Below are 18203 nucleotides of genomic sequence, written 5' to 3' on the forward strand. Positions count from 1 at the left end.
GTTGGGGTGGGGTACGGGGTGCTGTTCTGGGTGAGTGACTGGGCGGTGGTGAGCAGCCTGCCCAGTTGTGTGGGCTTGATCCTCTTTGACGGACACCTGAGATCAGGGGTTTGCGCCCCGGAAGGAAGATGTCTGTCATGGAGAGCATGGGGAAGAAGAAGCCGCGTCCTCGCCGCTCGTTCACGCCGGAGTTCAAGGCCGAGATCGTCGAGCTGTGCCGACGCGGTGACCGCTCGGTCGGTCAGGTCGCCAAGGACTTCGACCTGACCGAGACCGCGGTGCGGGACTGGGTCAAGCAGGCCGAGGTCGATACCGGCGAGCGGGACGGCCTGACCAGCGACGAACGAGAAGAGCTGGCCCGCCTGCGGCGGGAGAACCGCCGCCTGCGCGAGGACGTGGAGATCCTCAAGCGTGCCACGGCTTTCTTCGCGAAGGAGACCCGGTGACGGTGGACCCGTTCATCGAGGCGGAGAAGCAGGGCGGCCACAGCGTCAAGCGCGCCTGTGAGCTGCTGCAGGTCTCCCGTGCCGCCTTCTACGCCCGCCGCACCGACGCTCCGGGGCCCCGCGCGGTCCGCGACGCCGAGCTGACCGAGAAGATCACCGAGGTCCACGCAGTCTCACGCGGCAGCTACGGCGCCCCGCGCATCCACGCCGCCCTCCAGCGCGAGGGCGAGCGGTGCGGCCGGCGTCGCGTTGCCCGCCTCATGCGCCAACGCGGCCTTCAGGGGCAACACCGCCGACGACGCCAGCGCACCACCATCCCCGACCCGCGCGCGGCCGTGCGGCCCGACCTCGTCCTGCGCGACTTCCAGCCCAACCCTGCCAAACTCGATGTGCGCTGGTGCGGCGACGTCACCTACATCCCGACCGAAGAGGGCTGGCTCTACCTGGCCACCGTGATCGACATCGCCTCCCGGCGCGTGGTGGGCTGGGCCACCGCCGACCACCTGCGCACCGAACTGGTCGCCGAGGCCCTGCGAGCAGCCTGCCGCAGCCGCCGACCCGGGGGTCCGGTGATCTTTCACTCGGACCGCGGATGCCAGTACACCAGCCGCGATTTCGCCACTCTCGCAAGCGAGTTGGGCATCAACCTGTCGGTCGGCCGCACCGGCCAGTGCTGGGACAACGCCCTCGCCGAGTCGTTCTTCGCAACCATCAAGCGCGAGTTGATCGACGACCGGTCCTGGCCCAGCCGGGCGGCAGCCCACTCCGCAATCTTCGAGTGGATCGAGGGCTGGTACAACATACGTAGGCTCCACAGCAGCCTCGGCTACCGCAGTCCCGCCGAGTTCGAGGCCGCCCTCGCAGCTTGATCAACACACCGAACGTGTCCGTCAAAGCGGAGCAAGCTCAGTGTCAGGTCTTCTGGGGAGCATTCTCCGGTCAGTTCCCCGAGCACTTCGCCTTGGAGGCTGCAGATCATCAAGGTCAGGTCGAGGCGGTGTGCTGCGGTGGGGTCGGCGGCGATCAGGTAGCGGCGGCCGTCTTCGTAGATTTCTGTGCGGATGCCCCGGGCGGGGGGCGGGTCGGTGGCAGGTCGCGGGTTCGGCAGACGGGGTATCGAGCCATTCGTGCGTGAAGTGAGCAACGCTGTGGGCAGAATCGTCGATCAGGACCAGACGCCGTAACCGCCGATGTCCGCGTCAATCAGTGCGTTCGCTTGCCAAACACCTCATCCATGCTGGTCAGGCACCGTATCAGTGACTCGTAGACGTGCCAGCGACAGGTGCCCGCGGGAGTGTCCGGATCTTTGCGGGTGGCCGGGTGTTGGTGACTGTCAGTTGGCGGTGACGCGTTCGCCGTAGTAGCCGGCGAGCCGGTGATGGCTTGCTTCCCGCCGCGCCCTGCCGGGCGGAGCCGCCCACGTGACCGCCGGCCATCGCCAGTGCGATAGGGGCTCGGAGCGGACATCCGACGAATGGCTGATCCGCTCCATAGGCCAGGTGCAGTTGCAGATCGATGGGATGGCGCGGGCAGGCAGTCAGCATGGACTGCACTCCCTTTGGCCACTGGTTTCAAAGCCCGCGAATGCTTTGACCGCCCCCGGCCGTCCCGCCGGTGGAGGGCAAGTCCCTGGCTCCTAAGATCGGCGTCGCCCTCGCGGGTCAGCCTCTTTGGTGACACCCGGCGCTTTGTGATCATTTTGGAGGTTTTCGTGTCGTCGCGTATAGGTCCTGCCCAGGTTGGGGACGCTACCCGGATAGGCCGCTACCGGATCATCGGCCGGCTCGGCGCCGGCGGCATGGGTGTCGTCTACGCAGCGCTCGACCCGGACGGTCACCGCGTTGCGGTGAAGGTCATCCATGCCTCCTACGCCGGCAATGACGAATTCCGGTCCAGATTCAGACGCGAGGTAGACCTGTCCAGACGCGTGACCGGGCCGTGCCTGGTGCCCCTGCTGGATGCCGACCCCGACGCGAGCACTCCGTGGCTGGCGACCCCGTACACACCTGGCCCCTCTCTCGACCAGCACATCAGCGTGGCCGGCCCCCTCACCGGGGCGCGGCTGTATGCACTGGCCGCGGGCACTGCGGCTGGGCTGTCGGCGGTGCACCAGGCCGGGGTCGTCCACCGTGATGTGAAGCCCGCGAACGTCATCCTCACCGACGCTGGCCCGCGGGTTCTCGACTTCGGTATCGCTCACGCGCTCGACGGCACCGCCGTCACCCGCACCGGTGTCATGACTGGTACGCCCGGCTGGATCAGCCCGGAGCAGTACCGCACCGGGGTCAGTGGCAGCGCTGCGGACGTGTTCGCTTGGGGTGCCCTGGTCGCCTTTGCCGCGACCGGGCGTCTGCCCTTCGGTGTCGGTGGTGCCGACGTCGTTGCTTTCCGGGTGTTGTCCGAGGATCCCGACCTGGACGGCATACCGTCAGATCTGCGGTCCCTGGTCGGGCGGGCTCTTGCCAAGGGTCCCCAGGACCGTCCGACGGCGGGTGATCTGGCCGAGCAGTGCACGGCCCTGCTCGCCGCCCAGGCCACTCATGTTCTGGCCCCTGACAGTCAGCACCCGGACACCCTCGTCGCTGATCTTGTTGCCGCGCACTGGGACATGCCCACCGTCGACGATCCGGCATGGACACTCGCTCAGCGACGCCGGTCCCATCGCCGCCTGGTCCTGATGGCCACCGCCGGAGTAAGCGCCTTCGCTCTCACCTCTGGCGGCGCGTACGCCGCCCTCAGCCCCCACCCCTTCTACGCTTCGGCTGCCGTCACGACCACGCCAACTGTCTCGGCATCCCACGAGAAGGTGGCTGCGCCCTCCAGCGCATCTCCGAGCCACACCGCCACGCCCTCAGTGACGGCCGCGGACCTTGCAGCCTCCACGAGTGAGACCCCCACCGCACTGGCAGCTTCCACCACCGCCCGACCCCGGCCCGCCTACACCGTGACGGACGAATCCCAGCCCATCATCGACGACTGGCTCGCCGCCCGCGACGCCGTCACCGAGGACGAGCAGGCCGTCGCCCGGGAGATCACCAGCCGCACCGAGCGGGAACTGGACCAATGGGGACCGCAAGCCAACATCTTCGTCACGTTCAACGGCCCCAAGCAGACGGTCTACGTGGCCTCGAACCTCGCTCCCGACTGGACCGACGCGGACGTCGCCTCCTTCACTCGCACCGCACGCGCCCACGCCTGCCAGGTCCTCTTCCACCGCCTCCAGACTGAGCCGGCCACCTGGCCCTACGGCCGCTACATCATCGTCTGGCCCAAGACCGACGATGACGCGTCCATAGAGACCTACGGCGAGGCCACGTCGATCGAATCCTGCACAATCTAGCTCCGAGCCCTTTCTCCCGCCCGACGGGTCGGGCGGTGCCGGACGATCCGGCGCCGTCCAGGCGTCGTGGCATCCGCGTGGCCAACCAGCGTTCCGGCCTCGCCCGCATCTGCGCCGGCACGGTCACAGTTCTGGATGAAGCTTTCGGTTGGTACCGGAGCGGTTGATGTCCAGACTGAGAAACGACGTCAAAGGAGTCCCGCTGTTCCAGAAGCCCAGTAGGTCAATGTCGATGAGCGTCAACTGCTGCTTGGCTGCAAACTCTCGGGCTGGCTGGGTGTACTTGCAGGAAGCAACGAAGACCGGCACGTCTGCCCCGTGCTCCGCTCGAGCCGTCCCGTTGAACGTCTGGATGTCGCGGCTGCCGACCGAACGGTGCCGGGCGTAGCGCTTGCACTGGATCACGAGTTTCCGGCCATCGGGCAGGTAGCCGATGACATCGGCGCCCAGGTCACCGGCACCGCCGACCCGCCGGACGTGGGTGCAGCCGTCCCGGCGGCACAGCATGGCCACGTACTCTTCAAATTCCTGGTCGTTCATCCCCCAGACAGCATCCAAAGACCGCACGGCCTGCAGCCGGGCCTGCTCCGTCAGCCGGATCCGTTCGGCAGCAGCCTCCCGGCGGCCCGCCCGCACCAGCCCGGCCACCACTACAGCTGCAACCACAGCGGCTAACGCCACCACCACCCAGACCACAACCATGACCCGCCCCCCTCTCCCGGCACCAGCTCCGCGCCCCTCACGCTCCTCTCCCCATCCCAGTCCCGGGCTATCCCAGGGAAGACTGTGCTGACCACGGCTTCGAGACAGGGCCGACTTCCCTGATGGGAAGGCTTGTGCTGTGTAGTCCGGGGATGCGGTTCTGCGTATGTGCCCGGCCGATCTCCTGGATGCCCGCGTGTTTTCAGTGCCCGCTTTCGCCCGGGCGCGACGCCCGTCCAGATCAGGGCATCCGAAATCGACTCAGCCCGTCACCGGGCCGTTTCTCTTCCGGTGACGCCTCGGGCCCACTAGCGCCATTCCCATCCGACTTCAAGCCACCAGCTCAGCGAGGGAGGGCAGGGAAAGGCGGCAAGAAGCTGCTGTTCCAACGACGCTGCCCACACTGATCAATGCCCTCCATACCGCTCCGCAGGGGCACAACAAGGCTGCCCTGGGAGGCTCCGATATGGGGTGTTCGCATACGACAACAACGCATCTTGACTCTCGGGTAGGTACTATCCGGCAGCAACACCCGATACTCGAGGAAGCGGCTGTCGTGTCCAACAACACCATTCAGGACCGGTATGCGACGCGTCTCGCAGAGGACCTGGACAACAACGCCAACGAGCAGGAAAAAGTCCGCGTGCAGTTGGCGGAACTTCAGAGCCGGCTGACTCAGCTCGAACAGGAGTCGGCGTGGCTGACCCAACTGCAGGGAACGGTGGCCGGTGCGCAAGGCGCGGCTGCGCCGGAGCAACCGGCCGGTGAAACGTCTCCCGGCGTTGAGGCCGACGAGCCGGAGGTGACGCCCGCGGCCCAGCCAGTGCCCCGTCCGCGCGGGCGGAAGAAGCCGGCCGGTGAGCCGGAGGCCCGCAATGCCGGGAAGAAGAAGACGTCTCCCAAGGACGGCGGGAAGCCGAAGCCCGGCAGCTCACGGTCGAGCAAGGAGCCGACACTGCGCAGCCTGGTCGTGAACATACTGGCGGCGAGCAGCGAACCACGCATGGTCAGCGAGTTCGTCGATGCCCTGGGCAAGCAGCACCCCGATCGCGCCACGCCGAGCGCCCCCGTGGTCCGTAACACCTTGGAGTCGCTAGTGGCCAAGGGCCTCGCCGAGCGCGCCCGCCAGCAGGGCAGCGTCTTCTACAGCCCCATCGTGTCGCCCGCGACCGACGCCAGGAACACGGCGGATGCAGCATCGTCCGAGGCCGCAGAGCCAGTCCCGGCAACGGCCTGACCTCAAGCCCCTGTGGCAGGAGACGGCGCGTCTCCTGCCACAGGCGTGGCATCCACCCGCGCTCGCCCATTTTGCTTCTTCTCAACTCCCCCTTGCTTGCTTGATAGTTGAGCCTCTGGATGCGCTGTTCGCGGGTGCCTTGGCAGGACGAGTCGCCCCCAGGGACATTTGAGGTCCGTTGGGTCTGCGACAAGTCATGAGCAGCGCATGACCCGGGCAGGATGGGGATTCGCTGTGCAGTGGACGGATAAAGCAGAAGCCTTCGCCGCGGTGATAGGCAGCACGGTGGCACTGGTCGGGCTGGTCAGCGTGGTGGTGCAACTGCGGCACGTGACGGAGGGCTTACGCTCCTCCGCCCGCCAGGCGACGTACGGCATCGGGGTCCAGATCAAATTGACGCTGATCGAGTACCCGCATCTGCGGCCGTTCTTCTTTGAAGATGCGCCGGTCCCGGCCAATCATCCGGACGCGAGCAGGATCGCCTCGCTTGCCGAGCTCTACTGCATCTACTTCCAGGAGATCATGGAACAGTCCCATAACGTGAGTCCTCGCAATCGTGCGGCCTGGCACTCTCTGGTTCGGTCCATGTATGAGACGAGTCCCCCTATTCGCCTGCAGTTCGAGCGGCGGCTGTCCTGGTACGCGACGGAGCTCCATGAGGTGGTTGAGCGTCTGCAGCAAGAGCGGGGGCAGGGCGCGTCCGTCCCGGGTGGAGGGCAGCCGTCGGATGGCCTCTCTGGCCGCCCGGGCCACAGTGCCGGCCAGCAGGCCCCGTGAAGGATCACTGTGCGGCATGCGCGGCCGGCGCCTGTAGGTCGGCCTCTGGCATCAGTGCGGACCGGGTCCCGCGGATGCGGGTGCACGCGAGCCTTGAAACGGCGTTTCACAACCGGCCGTCGAAGTAACGGGCGGGACGGGCCGGTGTAAAGGAGCGGCATGACGCCAGGTCCCCACGATCGCTCGAGGAGACCTGGCCCTGCACGGAAGGGTTATCCGAATGGCATCCGCGCACCGGCCCATGCGGCCACCAGCGAGATTACCTACGCCGACATGGCCAGGACTGCCGGGGGTGTCCGCGAAGGCCGAGCTGTGGATCATTGTCAGGAAACCCGGATCCGGCTCGGCCCAGGCTCCTGGCTCAGACCGCCTCCACCTGCGTCGACTTCCCCACCCGTGCCACCGCCTGGTGCGCCACCCGTAGCATCCGTATCGAACGCGTCCTGGCCGACAATATCCGGGCCTACACCAAGAACACCTGGCGCCAGACCTACCTCGACCTGGGCATCCGTCCACGCTGGCCCTGCCCCTGGTACCCCAGAACAACGCCAAAGCGGCACGGACAAGCATGCGCGGAACCGGCGACTACAGCGGCAAGATGTCGAGGTGCACCAGTCGTCCCTCCTCGTGCGGCGGGTGAATTTCCGCCTCCTCCAGCACTATCCGTGCCGCGCCCGGCCGGTAGTCGACGGGCAGCGGTGCATCTCCCGTCCACGCTCGTCCATCCCACAGCAGTTCAATCGGCTCCGTGGCACGTGTCCAGCCGAGGTCGGGATCCGGGATACCTGCCGCTCGCAGCTCTACCCATACCCGGACCTGCTGCCGTTGTTGCGGCTCCGGCGATGCCGCGCCCGCCAGGGTGACTCGAACCGAGGCACCATCGGCCCCGCGCACCACCGTCGCGACGCGGTTCGGTGGCAGCTGCAGGAAGTCCGCGGTGACCGACCGCGACAGTTCGTGCAGCGCGACCGCCGATGGCTGCCATCGCGCCAATGCCAGCCGTACGAAGGGGTGGTAGGCCTGCTCCTCGGCCTTCCCGCCGGGCAGCGGATCGATCAAGATGTCGCAGTACCACAGCTTGCGCTCGACGTCGAAGGCCACCTCGTGCCCAGTCACTGTGAGCCGCCTGTACGGAAGTTCTTCCAGCCTCAGCCCGGTCCCCACTTGGAGGGCCGACCGGAAGTGCTCCGGGGCTGGCCGGTCCGCCGGCAGTGGACGGCTGAACTGCACCGGGTCGGTGCCCCACTGGCTCGTGAAGGCGGCGACGTCCGAGTCCAGTGCCAGCTCCGGCGGCGCCAGCAGCACCCCCAGCAGCTCGCCATCACCTGAGGTGTACCAGGGCCGGTCCAGGTACAGCCGCAGCCCGAGCCCGTGCCGCACGCTGCGTGTCTCTCCGACCGCTGCCAGGTCGCCGTCGGCGTCCCATCCGAAGGTCGGCACCGCGTATAGCAGTTTGGGCGCTGTCGGCCGCGCGCTCGCCGGGATGTCCACCGCCAGCTCAGGGGAGCGCCGGATGTATGGTCCCGGGTCATCTGGGGCGAAGTACTCGCGGAAGGCCGTGGTGCCCACCGCGTGGTAGCTAATGTGGCGGTGCCGGGTGTCCGCGAAGTCTTGGCGCGGGTTGAAGTAGAGCCGCCCTGATCGCTGCGGCCCGTGGTCCAGTGGCAGGGTGAGCGTCGCCTCACACTTGCGTACGTACGGGTCAGCCACCTTCTCCGGTCCGCCCTCGGCGGCCTGGACGTTGCCCTGGCCGGGGTCCACGTGCTCGGTCCACCGGGCTACCAGGTCAACCTGCCCGGTCGACTTCCGCGAGAAGCTCAACTGGCCCGCCAGCTCGCACGAGGACTCGCCCGCGCTGCGCACTGGCACCAGCTGGGTGATATGCGGCTGCCGCAGTGGCCGCCGCACCGCGTGCACCAAGCTCAGCCGGCGTGGCGGGGTCAGCGCCCATACCTGGCCGCGCAGCGCGGCCCGCGTCAGCCTGGGGGTCGCCAGCCCGGCCTCGCGCAGCCATTCCCACACCCCGAGCAGGTCAAGGTCGGCCTGCTCCAGCCCGCAGGAGAGGTCCACCTCGGCCCGTTCCGCCTTGGGCAGCCAGATCATCAGTAGCCGCTCGTGCGCGTACCAGCGCGCGCCCTTCGGGCCCTCGCGTAGCTCCATGCGGAAGGGTCGCAGATGCGGCCAGGACTCACCTGTGGTTGGCGCCAGCGGGATCCGAAGCGTCCCGGGAGTTCCCGGCAGCCCGTGCAGCGTGGCTGCGCGGGCCAGGGGATCTGGCAGGTAGGCCATGGGCAGGTGATCGGCGTTCAGGTAGTACGCGCCGGGGAACTCAGGGTCCGGATGCGCTTCGGGTTGGTCTGCGTAGCTGCCGCCCTCCAGTTGTTCCAGCAGCGCGTACGCCGCCTGGTCGGGCCTGCCGTCGTGATCCAGCAATCCGTGCTGTTCTGCGAGCAGTTGCGCGGCACGCGGCGGCACCACATGGCGCTCGCTCACCTCGGGTTCGCACAGGCGCTCGTAGTCTGAGCGGACCACCAGCCGGTCGACGGTCTCGCCGCAGTGGCGCCGGGTCCGCGCCAGCAATTCCGGTGGGCGGACTGGGTCGAAGCGGGTGTAGCGGATATCCCCGGTGACCGCCTCCGGCGATGCCTGGTCGGCGAGCGTGGGTCCGCCGCCGGTCAGGTCCACCGCGCGCAGCCGGAACCGATATTGCCGGCCGAAACGTAGCGGCGGCAGGGAACCGGGGACGGCCCGTGATACGTGGGCCAGGTGCAGCGGCCCGGTACCGTCTTCCGGACCGGCAGCGCTGACCTGGTCAGCCGCGTTGATCGGCGTGCCCGGCCGGGGCACGGCCAGGCTCCATCCTTGCCACAGGAACAGGCTCTCGCCGATCCGCAGCGGCCCGCCGGGGTCGTTGCCGGCGTCGCCGTTACCGGTCGCGACCGGCTGCACGTAGCCCTCCTCTGCCACCGTGAAGTCGGGTAGGTCTCCCACCGAGTAGCGTCGCTGCCGGGCGGTCAAGCTGCGCCAGGGCGTCTCGGCACCGGTGGTGGTGTCGCGGACGTCGACCCGGTAGCCCCGGGTGAAGTCTTCAGCGGTCAGCTCGGCTGCGCCTAGGCCTGCTGCTTCTAGGTTGCGGGCCCGCGCGAAGGTGTCGGCTAGCCGGGCGCCGCGCTGGTCCAGTGCCAGCGAGAATCCGGCCGTGCGCAGCGTGGGTAGTCCGTCCCGGCCTTGGTGTTCGCCCTTCTCCCGCCAGAGGGTGCGTCGTACCAGTCCTTCCACCGCGCCGAGGGTGGCCAGCGCTGCGCCGTCCGGGTCGGTCACCACAGGTGTGGCCCGTGGCGTGCCGTCTGGCTCGGTCAGTCGCAGGTAGCCGTGTTCGATTAGGTTGCCTGGACTGCTGGCCGCTCGGAATTGGCCGGGGGTCGGATCGAGCCGGGTTGCCGGGCACATGTCCGGCCCGGCCCCGGCCAGCTTCGGCGTCCACTGGGGCACCACCCGTACCGTGCTGTGCGGCCCGGCCGGGGCGGCCACCTCGAGGTCCACGATCAACCCCAGTCGGCGTAGCACTGCTGGGTGGCTGCCGAGCAGCCCGAGCAGCCGGTGCAGGTCCTGCTCAGGCAGGCTGACCGGATTGTGCGGCGCGTCCGAGGCGGCCTTCGGCGCCGGGTTGTGGAAGTCGCGGACGGCGTAGAGCCCGCGCAGGCGGCCTTGGTTGAGCTGTTCGGGGTCGATGTCGGCGCGTAGAGCGGCGACTACGCGCCGGTGCTCTTCCAGTTCCTCCTGGTACTTGCGCCACTCATCGGCAGCCTCGGCCTGCTGCTGGAGCCATTCTGTCTCCTGCTGGTAGCGCTGCTGAAGGATTTCCAGGATCTGGCCGCGCTCGGCATTGAGCGGGAGGCGACCGGGCTCTTCATCCAGGTCGCCTGGAGGTGCCAGCTCGGGCCCGCGCTCGGGCGGCTGCCGAACTTGCTGGATACGTGCCAGCGCCTCGTTCAGCCAGTCGAGGTTCACGTCGGTCGCTTCGGCGACAGTACGCAGCAGCTGCTCGTCGCCTGGCAGAGTGGTCGGGCTGGTGGCCACTGCCGCCTGCCAGATGCTCCGTACCTGTGCCAGTGCCGTAGCGGTGGAGTAGCTGATTACAGCACGGTCAGCGTAGTCGGGCTGGGTGTGGCTGACCACGGGGGTGGTGGTGGGCAGCAGCGTCTCCCAGAGGCTCGTTTGCGGGGCGGCTTCGAGGCCGGTGGCGACAGTGGCGGCGTATGGCACGCCGTCCAGCTGCACTGTCCAGGTGATCTCGCGGACTGTGGTGGGCCATGCGGTCAGGTCCGGGAATTGGGACAGCGTGCCGCGTCCGCCGTCCGGGAAGAGTCGAGGTGAGACGAACACCGACAGGCGCAGCAGCTCGCCGTCTGGGGCCTTGCCCTGCGGGAGGGCGGTGAACAGGAAGTTCTGGGTGGTGGACACGTGCAGTTTCCCCCGAGATCAGGAAGGGGCGAGGATTTTCAGGCAGCGCGCGGATCAGGGCAGCGGAGCGAAAGCGTCGCAGTATTCGTCCCAGTCGGTCGGCGCGATCTGGTCGGTGAAGCCGGGGTCGTTGGCGGTGCCGCCGAACCGACGCTCGCAGGTGACCTCGACTGAGGTGGAGAACATGAACACCGACACCTCAACGTGCAGCGTCGCTCGTCCGCTCACCTTGTAGGTGCCGTTTCCGTGGTCGTGGTATTCGATGGCCAGATAAAAGTCGAGCGAGGCACAGATCAGCCCGAGTACCGACATCTCACCGTGCAGCCGGAAGAAGCCGTCCAGCACGGTCTCGGTGCCAGTGGCCGGCGGCAGCTGCTTCTTGAGCTTGAAGTAGATCCCGGCCAAGACCGAGACCGCACCGCTGGCCACTCCGAGATCGACGGAGGCTGACGCGCCGAACTCCAATGCAGCCTCGATGAGTTCGAGTCCCCCGGTAGTCATCGCCAAGGCGAAGAAGCCGCCACCGCCGAACAGTGAGACAGTGAGCAGGAACGGCCGGGCCCGCTCACACACCGCGAACCTCAGGCGGGCTGGCTCGCCGGTCAGCGACAACTGCAGCTCGGTGCGCAGCACGAGGTTCTGAAGCGTAAAGACGCCGACAGTGAGCGAGGGCAGGGCTACCGCCACCCCGGCGGTGATCCGGGTCGGCGCCAGGTCGACGTACGGTCCGGAGTCTCCAAAGGAGAGATACTCCCGAAGTGTGTCCACGAAGGCGAGCGGCCCAGTGAAACGAACCGAGCCGATAGCCGGTTCAAGGGTGGGTGCGCTGCCGGTTGGTGCGTTGAAGTAGATCTTGTCGAAGGTGATGGAGATGCAACGCCCGGCGCCGTTGCCGAAGAAGTGCAAGGTGACGTCCCTCAGCACACCATCGAGACTGCTGGTGGCAGGACCGCCTCCGAGCGGAGTACGGACCAGCCCGTGGAGCTCGAACGAGGCGGACGGTCCGGGCTCGAACACGCCGTGCACGTCGGCGGTGAGCTGCGGTTTCCAAAAAAGCTCGGTCTCCAGCGCATCCGGAAGCTGACGCTGGGTCAGTCTGAGGCTTTCAGCGGCGGCCTGCACGCCAGCCGCGGGGGCCACGATCTGGGCCAGCCCGATCGCGCCGAGCAGCCGCGCGCTACTCGAAAAGAGTGACGCCGGGTTGAGGTGCCCGCTGCTCAGGCCACCCAGGTCGCCGATCGGTCCGAGCTCGCGGGAGAGTCCCTGGATGGAGAAGTCAGGCAGGGCCAGTCCGCCCGTGCTGCCTCCCGCGAAAGCCATAGGCAGCGCGGTGTCGAGCTCGGCGAAGATGCCGTTCTGCACGCCCTGGAACCCGCGCGCCAGGTAGTCGTCGGTGTACTTGATCGCGGGCGTGCCGAGTGGACCTGATGAGACGCTCTGCGCGGCTGGCAGGCTGACCACTGCCCGGCTGACGATCGGCAGCCAGGGCGGGGTCTCGGCCGTAACCCACGCCTTGACATCCGTGCCCGGCGGGGTCTCGAGCATCCTGGTGGCCAGGAAGTGCGTGTCCAGGCTCGCCCCGCCCGGTGTCGCGCCATCCGCCGTGTACGCGATCCGTCGGCCGAAACCGCGCACCCAGGCACGGGAGCCTTGGGCCTCCCACCAGCTGGCCAGCGCGGCCGCGACGCCGGGATCGAGTGCCGTCGTCTGGCGCACGAACACGCCAGGCAGGGCAATCGGCACCTCCTGGTCGCGCAGGTCAGTGCCGATCGCCGAGAATTCGAACGGCGCGCCCCCGGGGTAGGTCACCAGGAACGCATTGTTCACCCCGGGCACGGGGTCCCCGCCCGGCTTCAGCTCCGGCGTGGTCAGCGTGGTGAACCGGATCCGCTTGAACGGAAACCCGTGATCGAACCCCGGATCCAGCGCCCGCAGAGCCGCGTAGTCGCACAGCGGCCTCCGGATCACCACATAGGTCTTCCGCACGAGCGCGGCCGCCCGGTCGCCGTTGTGGTCGACGCTCTGTCGCTCGGCCACATCGATCGAGGCGGCTGGCACTCCCCAGGGGAAGAGGAAGCCACGCTCAACGATCCGCGCGTAGGCGTCCCGACCCATGGCGGCCCGATGAGTCCACTGTTCCAGGGCCAGCAAGCCGCCCGGAGGGGGCTCCACGACTACCCGGCCATACAGCCAGCCGCCGTACGCGCTCAGCATCAACCGCTCAGCCTGGAACGCACGCGGAGTGAACTCATCAGCGTTCCGCCAATTGGCGGTAGCCCAAACGATCTCGCCGCAGTCATGGTTGCCCGGAAGGAACGTGGACGGGAACGGCTCCGGATCCAGCACCGACGGATCGCCGTTATTCAGGAAGCCCGCCAGGCCGTCATCACGGGCCCAGACCGCCCGTACGGTCGGCAGCCGGTCCCCATACTCGACTGCCCTCCAACCATCCTCACTTCGCACCCGCATGCCCAGCCGACTGTGCCAGAGCTCCACCCGGCCGTCGTGCGCCACCGGCGCGATAGCGTGCGTCCAACCCTCCTCAGCACTCGGCGAGAGCAGCAACCGCTGCGGCAGCTCCAACGCGGTCTGAGTGGGCTCCGGCGGGCCCAGTTCGGGGCCGGGAGCTGCAAGCGCTGCATCCGGCCCCACCGCGGCGTCCACCAGCACCGGCTCGAAACCGACCACGCCGAGCAGCGTCGGCAGGTCATAGACCAGCTCATGAACTCCGTCCGGAACCCGAAACACCAATCGACTTCGACCAGCCAACACAGTGTCAGGATGCCCGCCATTCCACACAGGCCATGACTGCTCACGCAGAGACTGCGGCGGATACTCCAACACCACCAGCGCCTCAGCCTCGGTACGCTCCAACACCGGAGGCGCCGGATCCGTGCGCAGCCGTAGTCCGTAGCAGCTCACAGTCAGCGCTAGGAAGTCCTCCCGCCGACGGATGATGACCTGGTGCGTGGGCTCCATGGACCCACCATGCCGCCTCCCGCGAGCATTCCCAGGCGACACCTCACGGAGCGCAGGTCAATTGCCGGCACGCACCACCCGAATGCATCTCTCACCTGGTGGCGGATAACCGCTATCACAGCCCGCCGCAACGGGGGCTCGTCATGACGCTGAGGAGGATCTTCTGGCCGGGTTCGTTGCGAGGAGAAGGAGAGAGTGCCACTGTGGCGTGGTGAGTGCCGGATTGCCAGAGCGTCGGACTGGCCATAGGGCCTGTGATGCTACCGCGGGCTCCGGGAAGCGGACCGCCCGCAGAGCGTATCGAAGCCATCTGCGACTGGCCGGGACGGATGTCGCCGCTGACCACAGCCCTTTCCGAGTTGTCTACAGCGTGGGGATGATCGCGGCGAGATTAGGCATCCGGCCGACGGCGCCGCCGGGCACTACGTCCGTTCCCATGGCTGGGTCACGCAGTAGGCCACGGACCTGAGCTGGTGTCAGCGGTGATCCGTGGAGGGCCCTCGTGCGGCCCTGGATTGCAGCCACTACGCCGCTGATCATCGGGGTGGAGATGGAGGTTCCGCCGTTCGCCTCGTTGATCGTCTGCACCGTGGCTGGCGACCCACTGGTGAGGGTCGCCACGTCGCCGGCCCAGGCGCAGCAGTCCACGCGGGAACCCCTATTGGAGTGGGCGCTCACGTGGAAGGCGATGGGCAGCGGCGGCTGGTCACGTACGACGCCGCCGACGACCACGGCGCCGCTGTCCGGGAACGACACCCCCACTGTGTCGAAGTTGATGCCAGTGTTGCCGGCGGCAACGACGCAGGTGATGCCGCGGAACGTGGCCAAGCGCAGGGCCGTGCGCAGGGTGGCACTGGCTTCAACGGAGAGCTTGACCGACTGACCGTTCGGCAGTTTCTCAGGGAGCTGAAGCGACATATTGAGAACGTCCCCAGCTTGGAGCTGGACGCCGATGAGCTGAATGAGGGTGAAGGCGTCGGCGTCACTGAGCACGGGATCGGTGCCCTGAAGGTTGCCAGAGGCGAAAACGATGCGAGCCTCGGGGACCACGCCCACGATGTCGGCGTCGTTGTCGGCAGCCGCAAGGACGCCAAGGACGGCCGTCGCGTGATCGGCCAATGGATCGGCGGTCGTGGCGAACGGCGGCGTGATGTGGAACCGCTTGACGGGAGCGTCGGGATGGCCGCGCGCGTAGTCGAACATCTCCACCACACCCACGTTGACATCATAGCCGTCCCCGCCCGTCACGGACCATGCGGCGTCGGTTCCGATGCCGACGGGCGCATCGTTGAGGTAGTGCTGAAATAGAGCGGATGGGTTGTTTGGCCGGTCCACGGCAGCCACCAGATTCCGTTCCACCTCGGCGTACTCCACGAACGGCAGCGCGTTCAGCGTGTCCGCGAGGCTCTGGGCCACTACCTCGGCTGACGGCAGCGCCGTGTCCGGGACCTGGATGGCAAAGACGAGCGCGGGGTCCGGGACGGCCTCGCCGGGGCTGACGATCTGGGCCTCGTTCACCATGGTTCGCAGGTCATCAACTGGCACGTCAGCGGCGAGCGGCTCCAGGAGCAGGAATTCGAACTGCGTTTGGGCCAGTGTCCAGAGCGCCATAAGCTCCGGGGACAGCTGCGGAACCGCCCCACTCGCGAATGGAACGACGGTTCCTTCTTGAAATTTCATCAGAACACGGGCCACTGGATCACTATCCACGGCCCGTACCTCTGGCGGTGGCTCCCGACTGCGGAACACGCACGCGGACAACCCGTTTGCCGTACTGGGCCTGCGGTTGGCCCCGCTGCCGGAAACTCCCACCAAGGAATCTTCGTACCACCAACCCCGAACGCCCACCAGGTGCACCGGTGATAGGCGGGGACATGGCGCAGCCCTCATCACCGAACGCCCTGTATCTGCTCGGGCTGGACACCGGTCGCCCCCGGGTATGGTAGCCAGCCCAGAAAGTACGCGAAGCTTTCAAGGGCCGACACGCGGACCTGCCCCTCGGCCCTCGAACTTACCTGGGACGCGGACGGTTGACGTTGCTCGTGAGTTCGATGGCCCGGCCCGTCAGTCATGTGGTAGTTCAACAACGTCCAGGTCTCGTGCGGAACAGAAGAGTTCTTCAGTGATGTGATCGGGGGCTATCAGCAGGACGCGGCCGGTCTCCCAGTTTGTCGAGATCTGATAGGCCGCCGTGACGGCGACTTCCCATGTGGTCAGCGGGTCGGCGGCCCAGTCGTCGCTGTACCAGTCGGCGATGGGGGGAAGTCGAAGGCTCAGGAGGTGGCGGGATCGCTTGGGGACGGGTTTTCCAATGATTGGGTCAGACGTGGGGTCCTTGATGTACAGGTTTTCCAGGCTGCACACGGCGTCGTCGGGGCTGGAGAAGGGAGTGGGATCGTCCTCCTTGCGGTTCCTCCATGTGTGCCAGTCCTTATAGTACGCCGGCGATGGGGCTGAGCTGCGGAGTTGGGATGCCGCTTCTTCGATCGCGGTGACGTTGAGGTGAGGGAGCAACTCCTTGCGCATGCGCTCCAGGTGCTGCTGCATCTGGTCGAGTCGCGGCTGCGCCCATTTCTGCAACCAGCTGTGGTGGCGTAGGTATTGGGCGGTCTTGGTGGTGTGGTCCTGCAAGGAGCGCCAGCTGTGCAGGTGAATGTTCGCCGGCTCGTACGGGGGCTCTTCACGGCGTTCTGTCTCGTAGTCCGCCTCCTCAAGTTCTTCTAGGGTGGAGTTGAGGTGGAATACGGCTTGGGCAAGGTGGTCGGCTGAGCTGCCGGCTGGGGTGGGGATCTTGTAGCAGGAGCAGAGACGGTGATACATCGCCGGGTGGAACTCGATGGCTACTGGTCGCTTTGCACCCGCATACGTGTCACACCCGAGATCAGCATGCAGTCTCCGCTCGGCGGTGCCGGTTTCGTAGGCGTACAGGAATTGTCCGTTGAAGCGGTCAACAGGCATTCCGTGCATCAGCATGCGCCCCAGGAGCAAGTGCTTTCCTGAGTGGCCGTTCGTGTCCAGGGCTGGAAACGAAATGGCAGTGTCTGTGTCTTTGGTCAGGCCTGTGTACCCGGTGACGCTCATGAGCTTGCCTTCCTTCTGATGTACATGCTGTCCCGTTGCATGGCGGCGTGTCGGGGCTTCCGTGGGTCTGTTCGGCTGCCTGTTGACCAGGAGAGCGGCGGTCACGATGTCGGGTGCGGGGTCGTCGCGCTCGGATCCCCACGTTGTTCGTGTGGTGAACGGGTTATGGGGCGGCCTGGCGTGGTGTGGGGCCGGGGGGTGTGGGCCGGCGAGGGCGATGCGCGGGTGGTGAGGGCAAGAGGCGGCAGGCGCGCAGCGCATCGTCGACGGACTGACTGTCATAGCCGCGGACGGCCAGAGGATTCCGTGGAGCGGTGTGGCCTTGCAGTTCGGCGAGATGGCGGGCCGCACTCAGCAGCGGATGTATCCATGCGGGCGGTTGCGGCAGGGCGGTGTCGAGGTGGAAGTCCCGGTTGGTGATCTGTTCGCTGGTGTGGCCGGTCAGGGCGCTCACGGCGGTGCAAGCCGCGTGGGCTGGGTGGGCGATTCGGGTGTGGATGCGGTCGGCGACCTGGGTGATGTGGGGGTGGGTGTGGTCTTGGCACGTCCCGGGGTGGGGCAGTTGTGGAAGGGGACCAGCGACGGGATCGGATGTTGAGCCGCTGCTGGTCGAGGGTTGCCGGGGCTGCGGTGGCGTTCGGAACCAGGGTTCGTCGTCGGGCGGGGGGAAATGTGCGGTGTGTCGCCACCAGGGGTAATTGCCGGACGCGGGCGGGCCGAGTGGTTGCCAGTGTGCGGTCGCGGCTGACAGGTCCTGTAGGTGCTGGTGGGTGACGGTGGTCAGCAGGCGGGTTGTGTCGTCGGCGAGGGGTCCGTTGCAGAGCATGGTCAGGCGGGTGCGGGTGCGGGAGCTGAGGGCCAGGAGGTGCTGCCACTGGGTGGTGCTGATGCGGTGGGATCGGCAGATGGTCAGGTTGGTGATGCCCAGAGCCAGGATCCATGCGGCGGCGGCGCGCCAGCTGCGGTCGTTGTGGGTAATCCAAAGTGGCGGGTCGCATCCGGCTACGGGTAGAGGCATGTGCTTGCCGAGGGCGCGGATCAGGTCGTGGGCGAGGTAGGCGCCGTTGCCGGCTACGGGGGTGGGGTGGACGGTGATGCTGCCGCAGGGTTGTCTCTGTTACAAATTTCCAAGCCCCCCAAACATCTCTTACTTTCGGATTCCGTCTTTTACATTAAA

General features: G+C 67.3%; 11 protein-coding genes. 6 read left to right on the forward strand and 5 right to left on the reverse strand.

Annotated elements, in window-relative coordinates:
• Positions 1-137: 137 nt before the first annotated feature.
• The 3 genes from PV341_RS33810 (at position 138) to PV341_RS33820 (ending at position 3786) form a co-directional block, all read left to right on the forward strand.
• Complete coding sequence (locus tag PV341_RS33810; protein ID WP_396570898.1) at positions 138-446, forward strand: transposase; 309 nt, start codon at positions 138-140, stop codon at positions 444-446.
• Positions 443-1315 (forward strand): IS3 family transposase, encoded by an 873-nt coding sequence (locus PV341_RS33815; RefSeq protein WP_354804483.1) that lies wholly within the window; start codon positions 443-445, stop codon positions 1313-1315. The genes PV341_RS33810 and PV341_RS33815 overlap by 4 nt, the downstream gene beginning before the upstream one ends.
• Before the next feature lie 821 nt (positions 1316-2136).
• On the forward strand, positions 2137-3786 hold the full coding sequence (locus tag PV341_RS33820; protein WP_500359839.1) for a serine/threonine-protein kinase: 1650 nt from the start codon (positions 2137-2139) through the stop codon (positions 3784-3786).
• Positions 3787-3909: 123 nt separating this feature from the next.
• Here PV341_RS33820 and PV341_RS33825 read toward each other — a convergent pair whose 3' ends face one another.
• Positions 3910-4488, reverse strand: coding sequence for a restriction endonuclease (locus tag PV341_RS33825; RefSeq protein ID WP_500359840.1), 579 nt, complete (start codon positions 4486-4488; stop codon positions 3910-3912).
• Positions 4489-5044: 556 nt separating this feature from the next.
• Between PV341_RS33825 and PV341_RS33830 the strand changes: the two genes are divergently transcribed.
• Entirely contained in the window at positions 5045-5725 is a 681-nt protein-coding gene (locus PV341_RS33830) for a hypothetical protein (protein WP_500359841.1), read from the forward strand.
• Between the two features lie 234 nt (positions 5726-5959).
• Positions 5960-6502 carry a hypothetical protein gene (locus PV341_RS33835; protein WP_500359842.1) on the forward strand — a complete coding sequence of 181 codons (543 nt, stop codon included), beginning with the start codon at positions 5960-5962 and terminating at the stop codon, positions 6500-6502.
• A gap of 585 nt (positions 6503-7087) precedes the next feature.
• Here the strand turns inward: PV341_RS33835 and PV341_RS33840 are convergent.
• The 4 genes from PV341_RS33840 to PV341_RS33855 form a co-directional block, all read right to left on the reverse strand.
• Positions 7088-10966, reverse strand: coding sequence for a hypothetical protein (locus tag PV341_RS33840; RefSeq protein ID WP_500359843.1), 3879 nt, complete (start codon positions 10964-10966; stop codon positions 7088-7090).
• A gap of 54 nt (positions 10967-11020) precedes the next feature.
• A complete protein-coding gene (locus PV341_RS33845; protein WP_500359844.1) occupies positions 11021-13945 on the reverse strand; it encodes a hypothetical protein in 2925 nt (974 codons plus the stop codon).
• A gap of 363 nt (positions 13946-14308) precedes the next feature.
• Positions 14309-15640: a S8 family serine peptidase gene (locus PV341_RS33850; RefSeq protein ID WP_500359845.1), complete on the reverse strand. Its 1332-nt coding sequence runs from the start codon at positions 15638-15640 to the stop codon at positions 14309-14311.
• 369 nt (positions 15641-16009) lie between these two features.
• On the reverse strand, positions 16010-17026 hold the full coding sequence (locus PV341_RS33855; protein WP_500359847.1) for a hypothetical protein: 1017 nt from the start codon (positions 17024-17026) through the stop codon (positions 16010-16012).
• 316 nt (positions 17027-17342) lie between these two features.
• Here PV341_RS33855 and PV341_RS33860 point away from each other — a divergent pair, with 316 nt between their 5' ends.
• A complete protein-coding gene (locus PV341_RS33860; protein WP_500359848.1) occupies positions 17343-17624 on the forward strand; it encodes a hypothetical protein in 282 nt (93 codons plus the stop codon).
• Positions 17625-18203 lie beyond the last annotated feature (579 nt).

The organism is Streptomyces sp. PA03-1a (assembly GCF_033792805.1).
Lineage (GTDB): Bacteria > Actinomycetota > Actinomycetes > Streptomycetales > Streptomycetaceae > Actinacidiphila.

Bases quoted from the DNA above. Each gene is read 5' to 3' on its own strand.
- PV341_RS33825 (WP_500359840.1), bottom strand. From the start codon at position 4,488: ATGGTTGTGGTCTGGGTGGTGGTGGCGTTAGCCGCTGTGGTTGCAGCT.
- PV341_RS33855 (WP_500359847.1), bottom strand. From the start codon at position 17,026: ATGAGCGTCACCGGGTACACAGGCCTGACCAAAGACACAGACACTGCC.
- PV341_RS33810 (WP_396570898.1), top strand. From the start codon at position 138: ATGGAGAGCATGGGGAAGAAGAAGCCGCGTCCTCGCCGCTCGTTCACG.
- PV341_RS33845 (WP_500359844.1), bottom strand. From the start codon at position 13,945: ATGGAGCCCACGCACCAGGTCATCATCCGTCGGCGGGAGGACTTCCTA.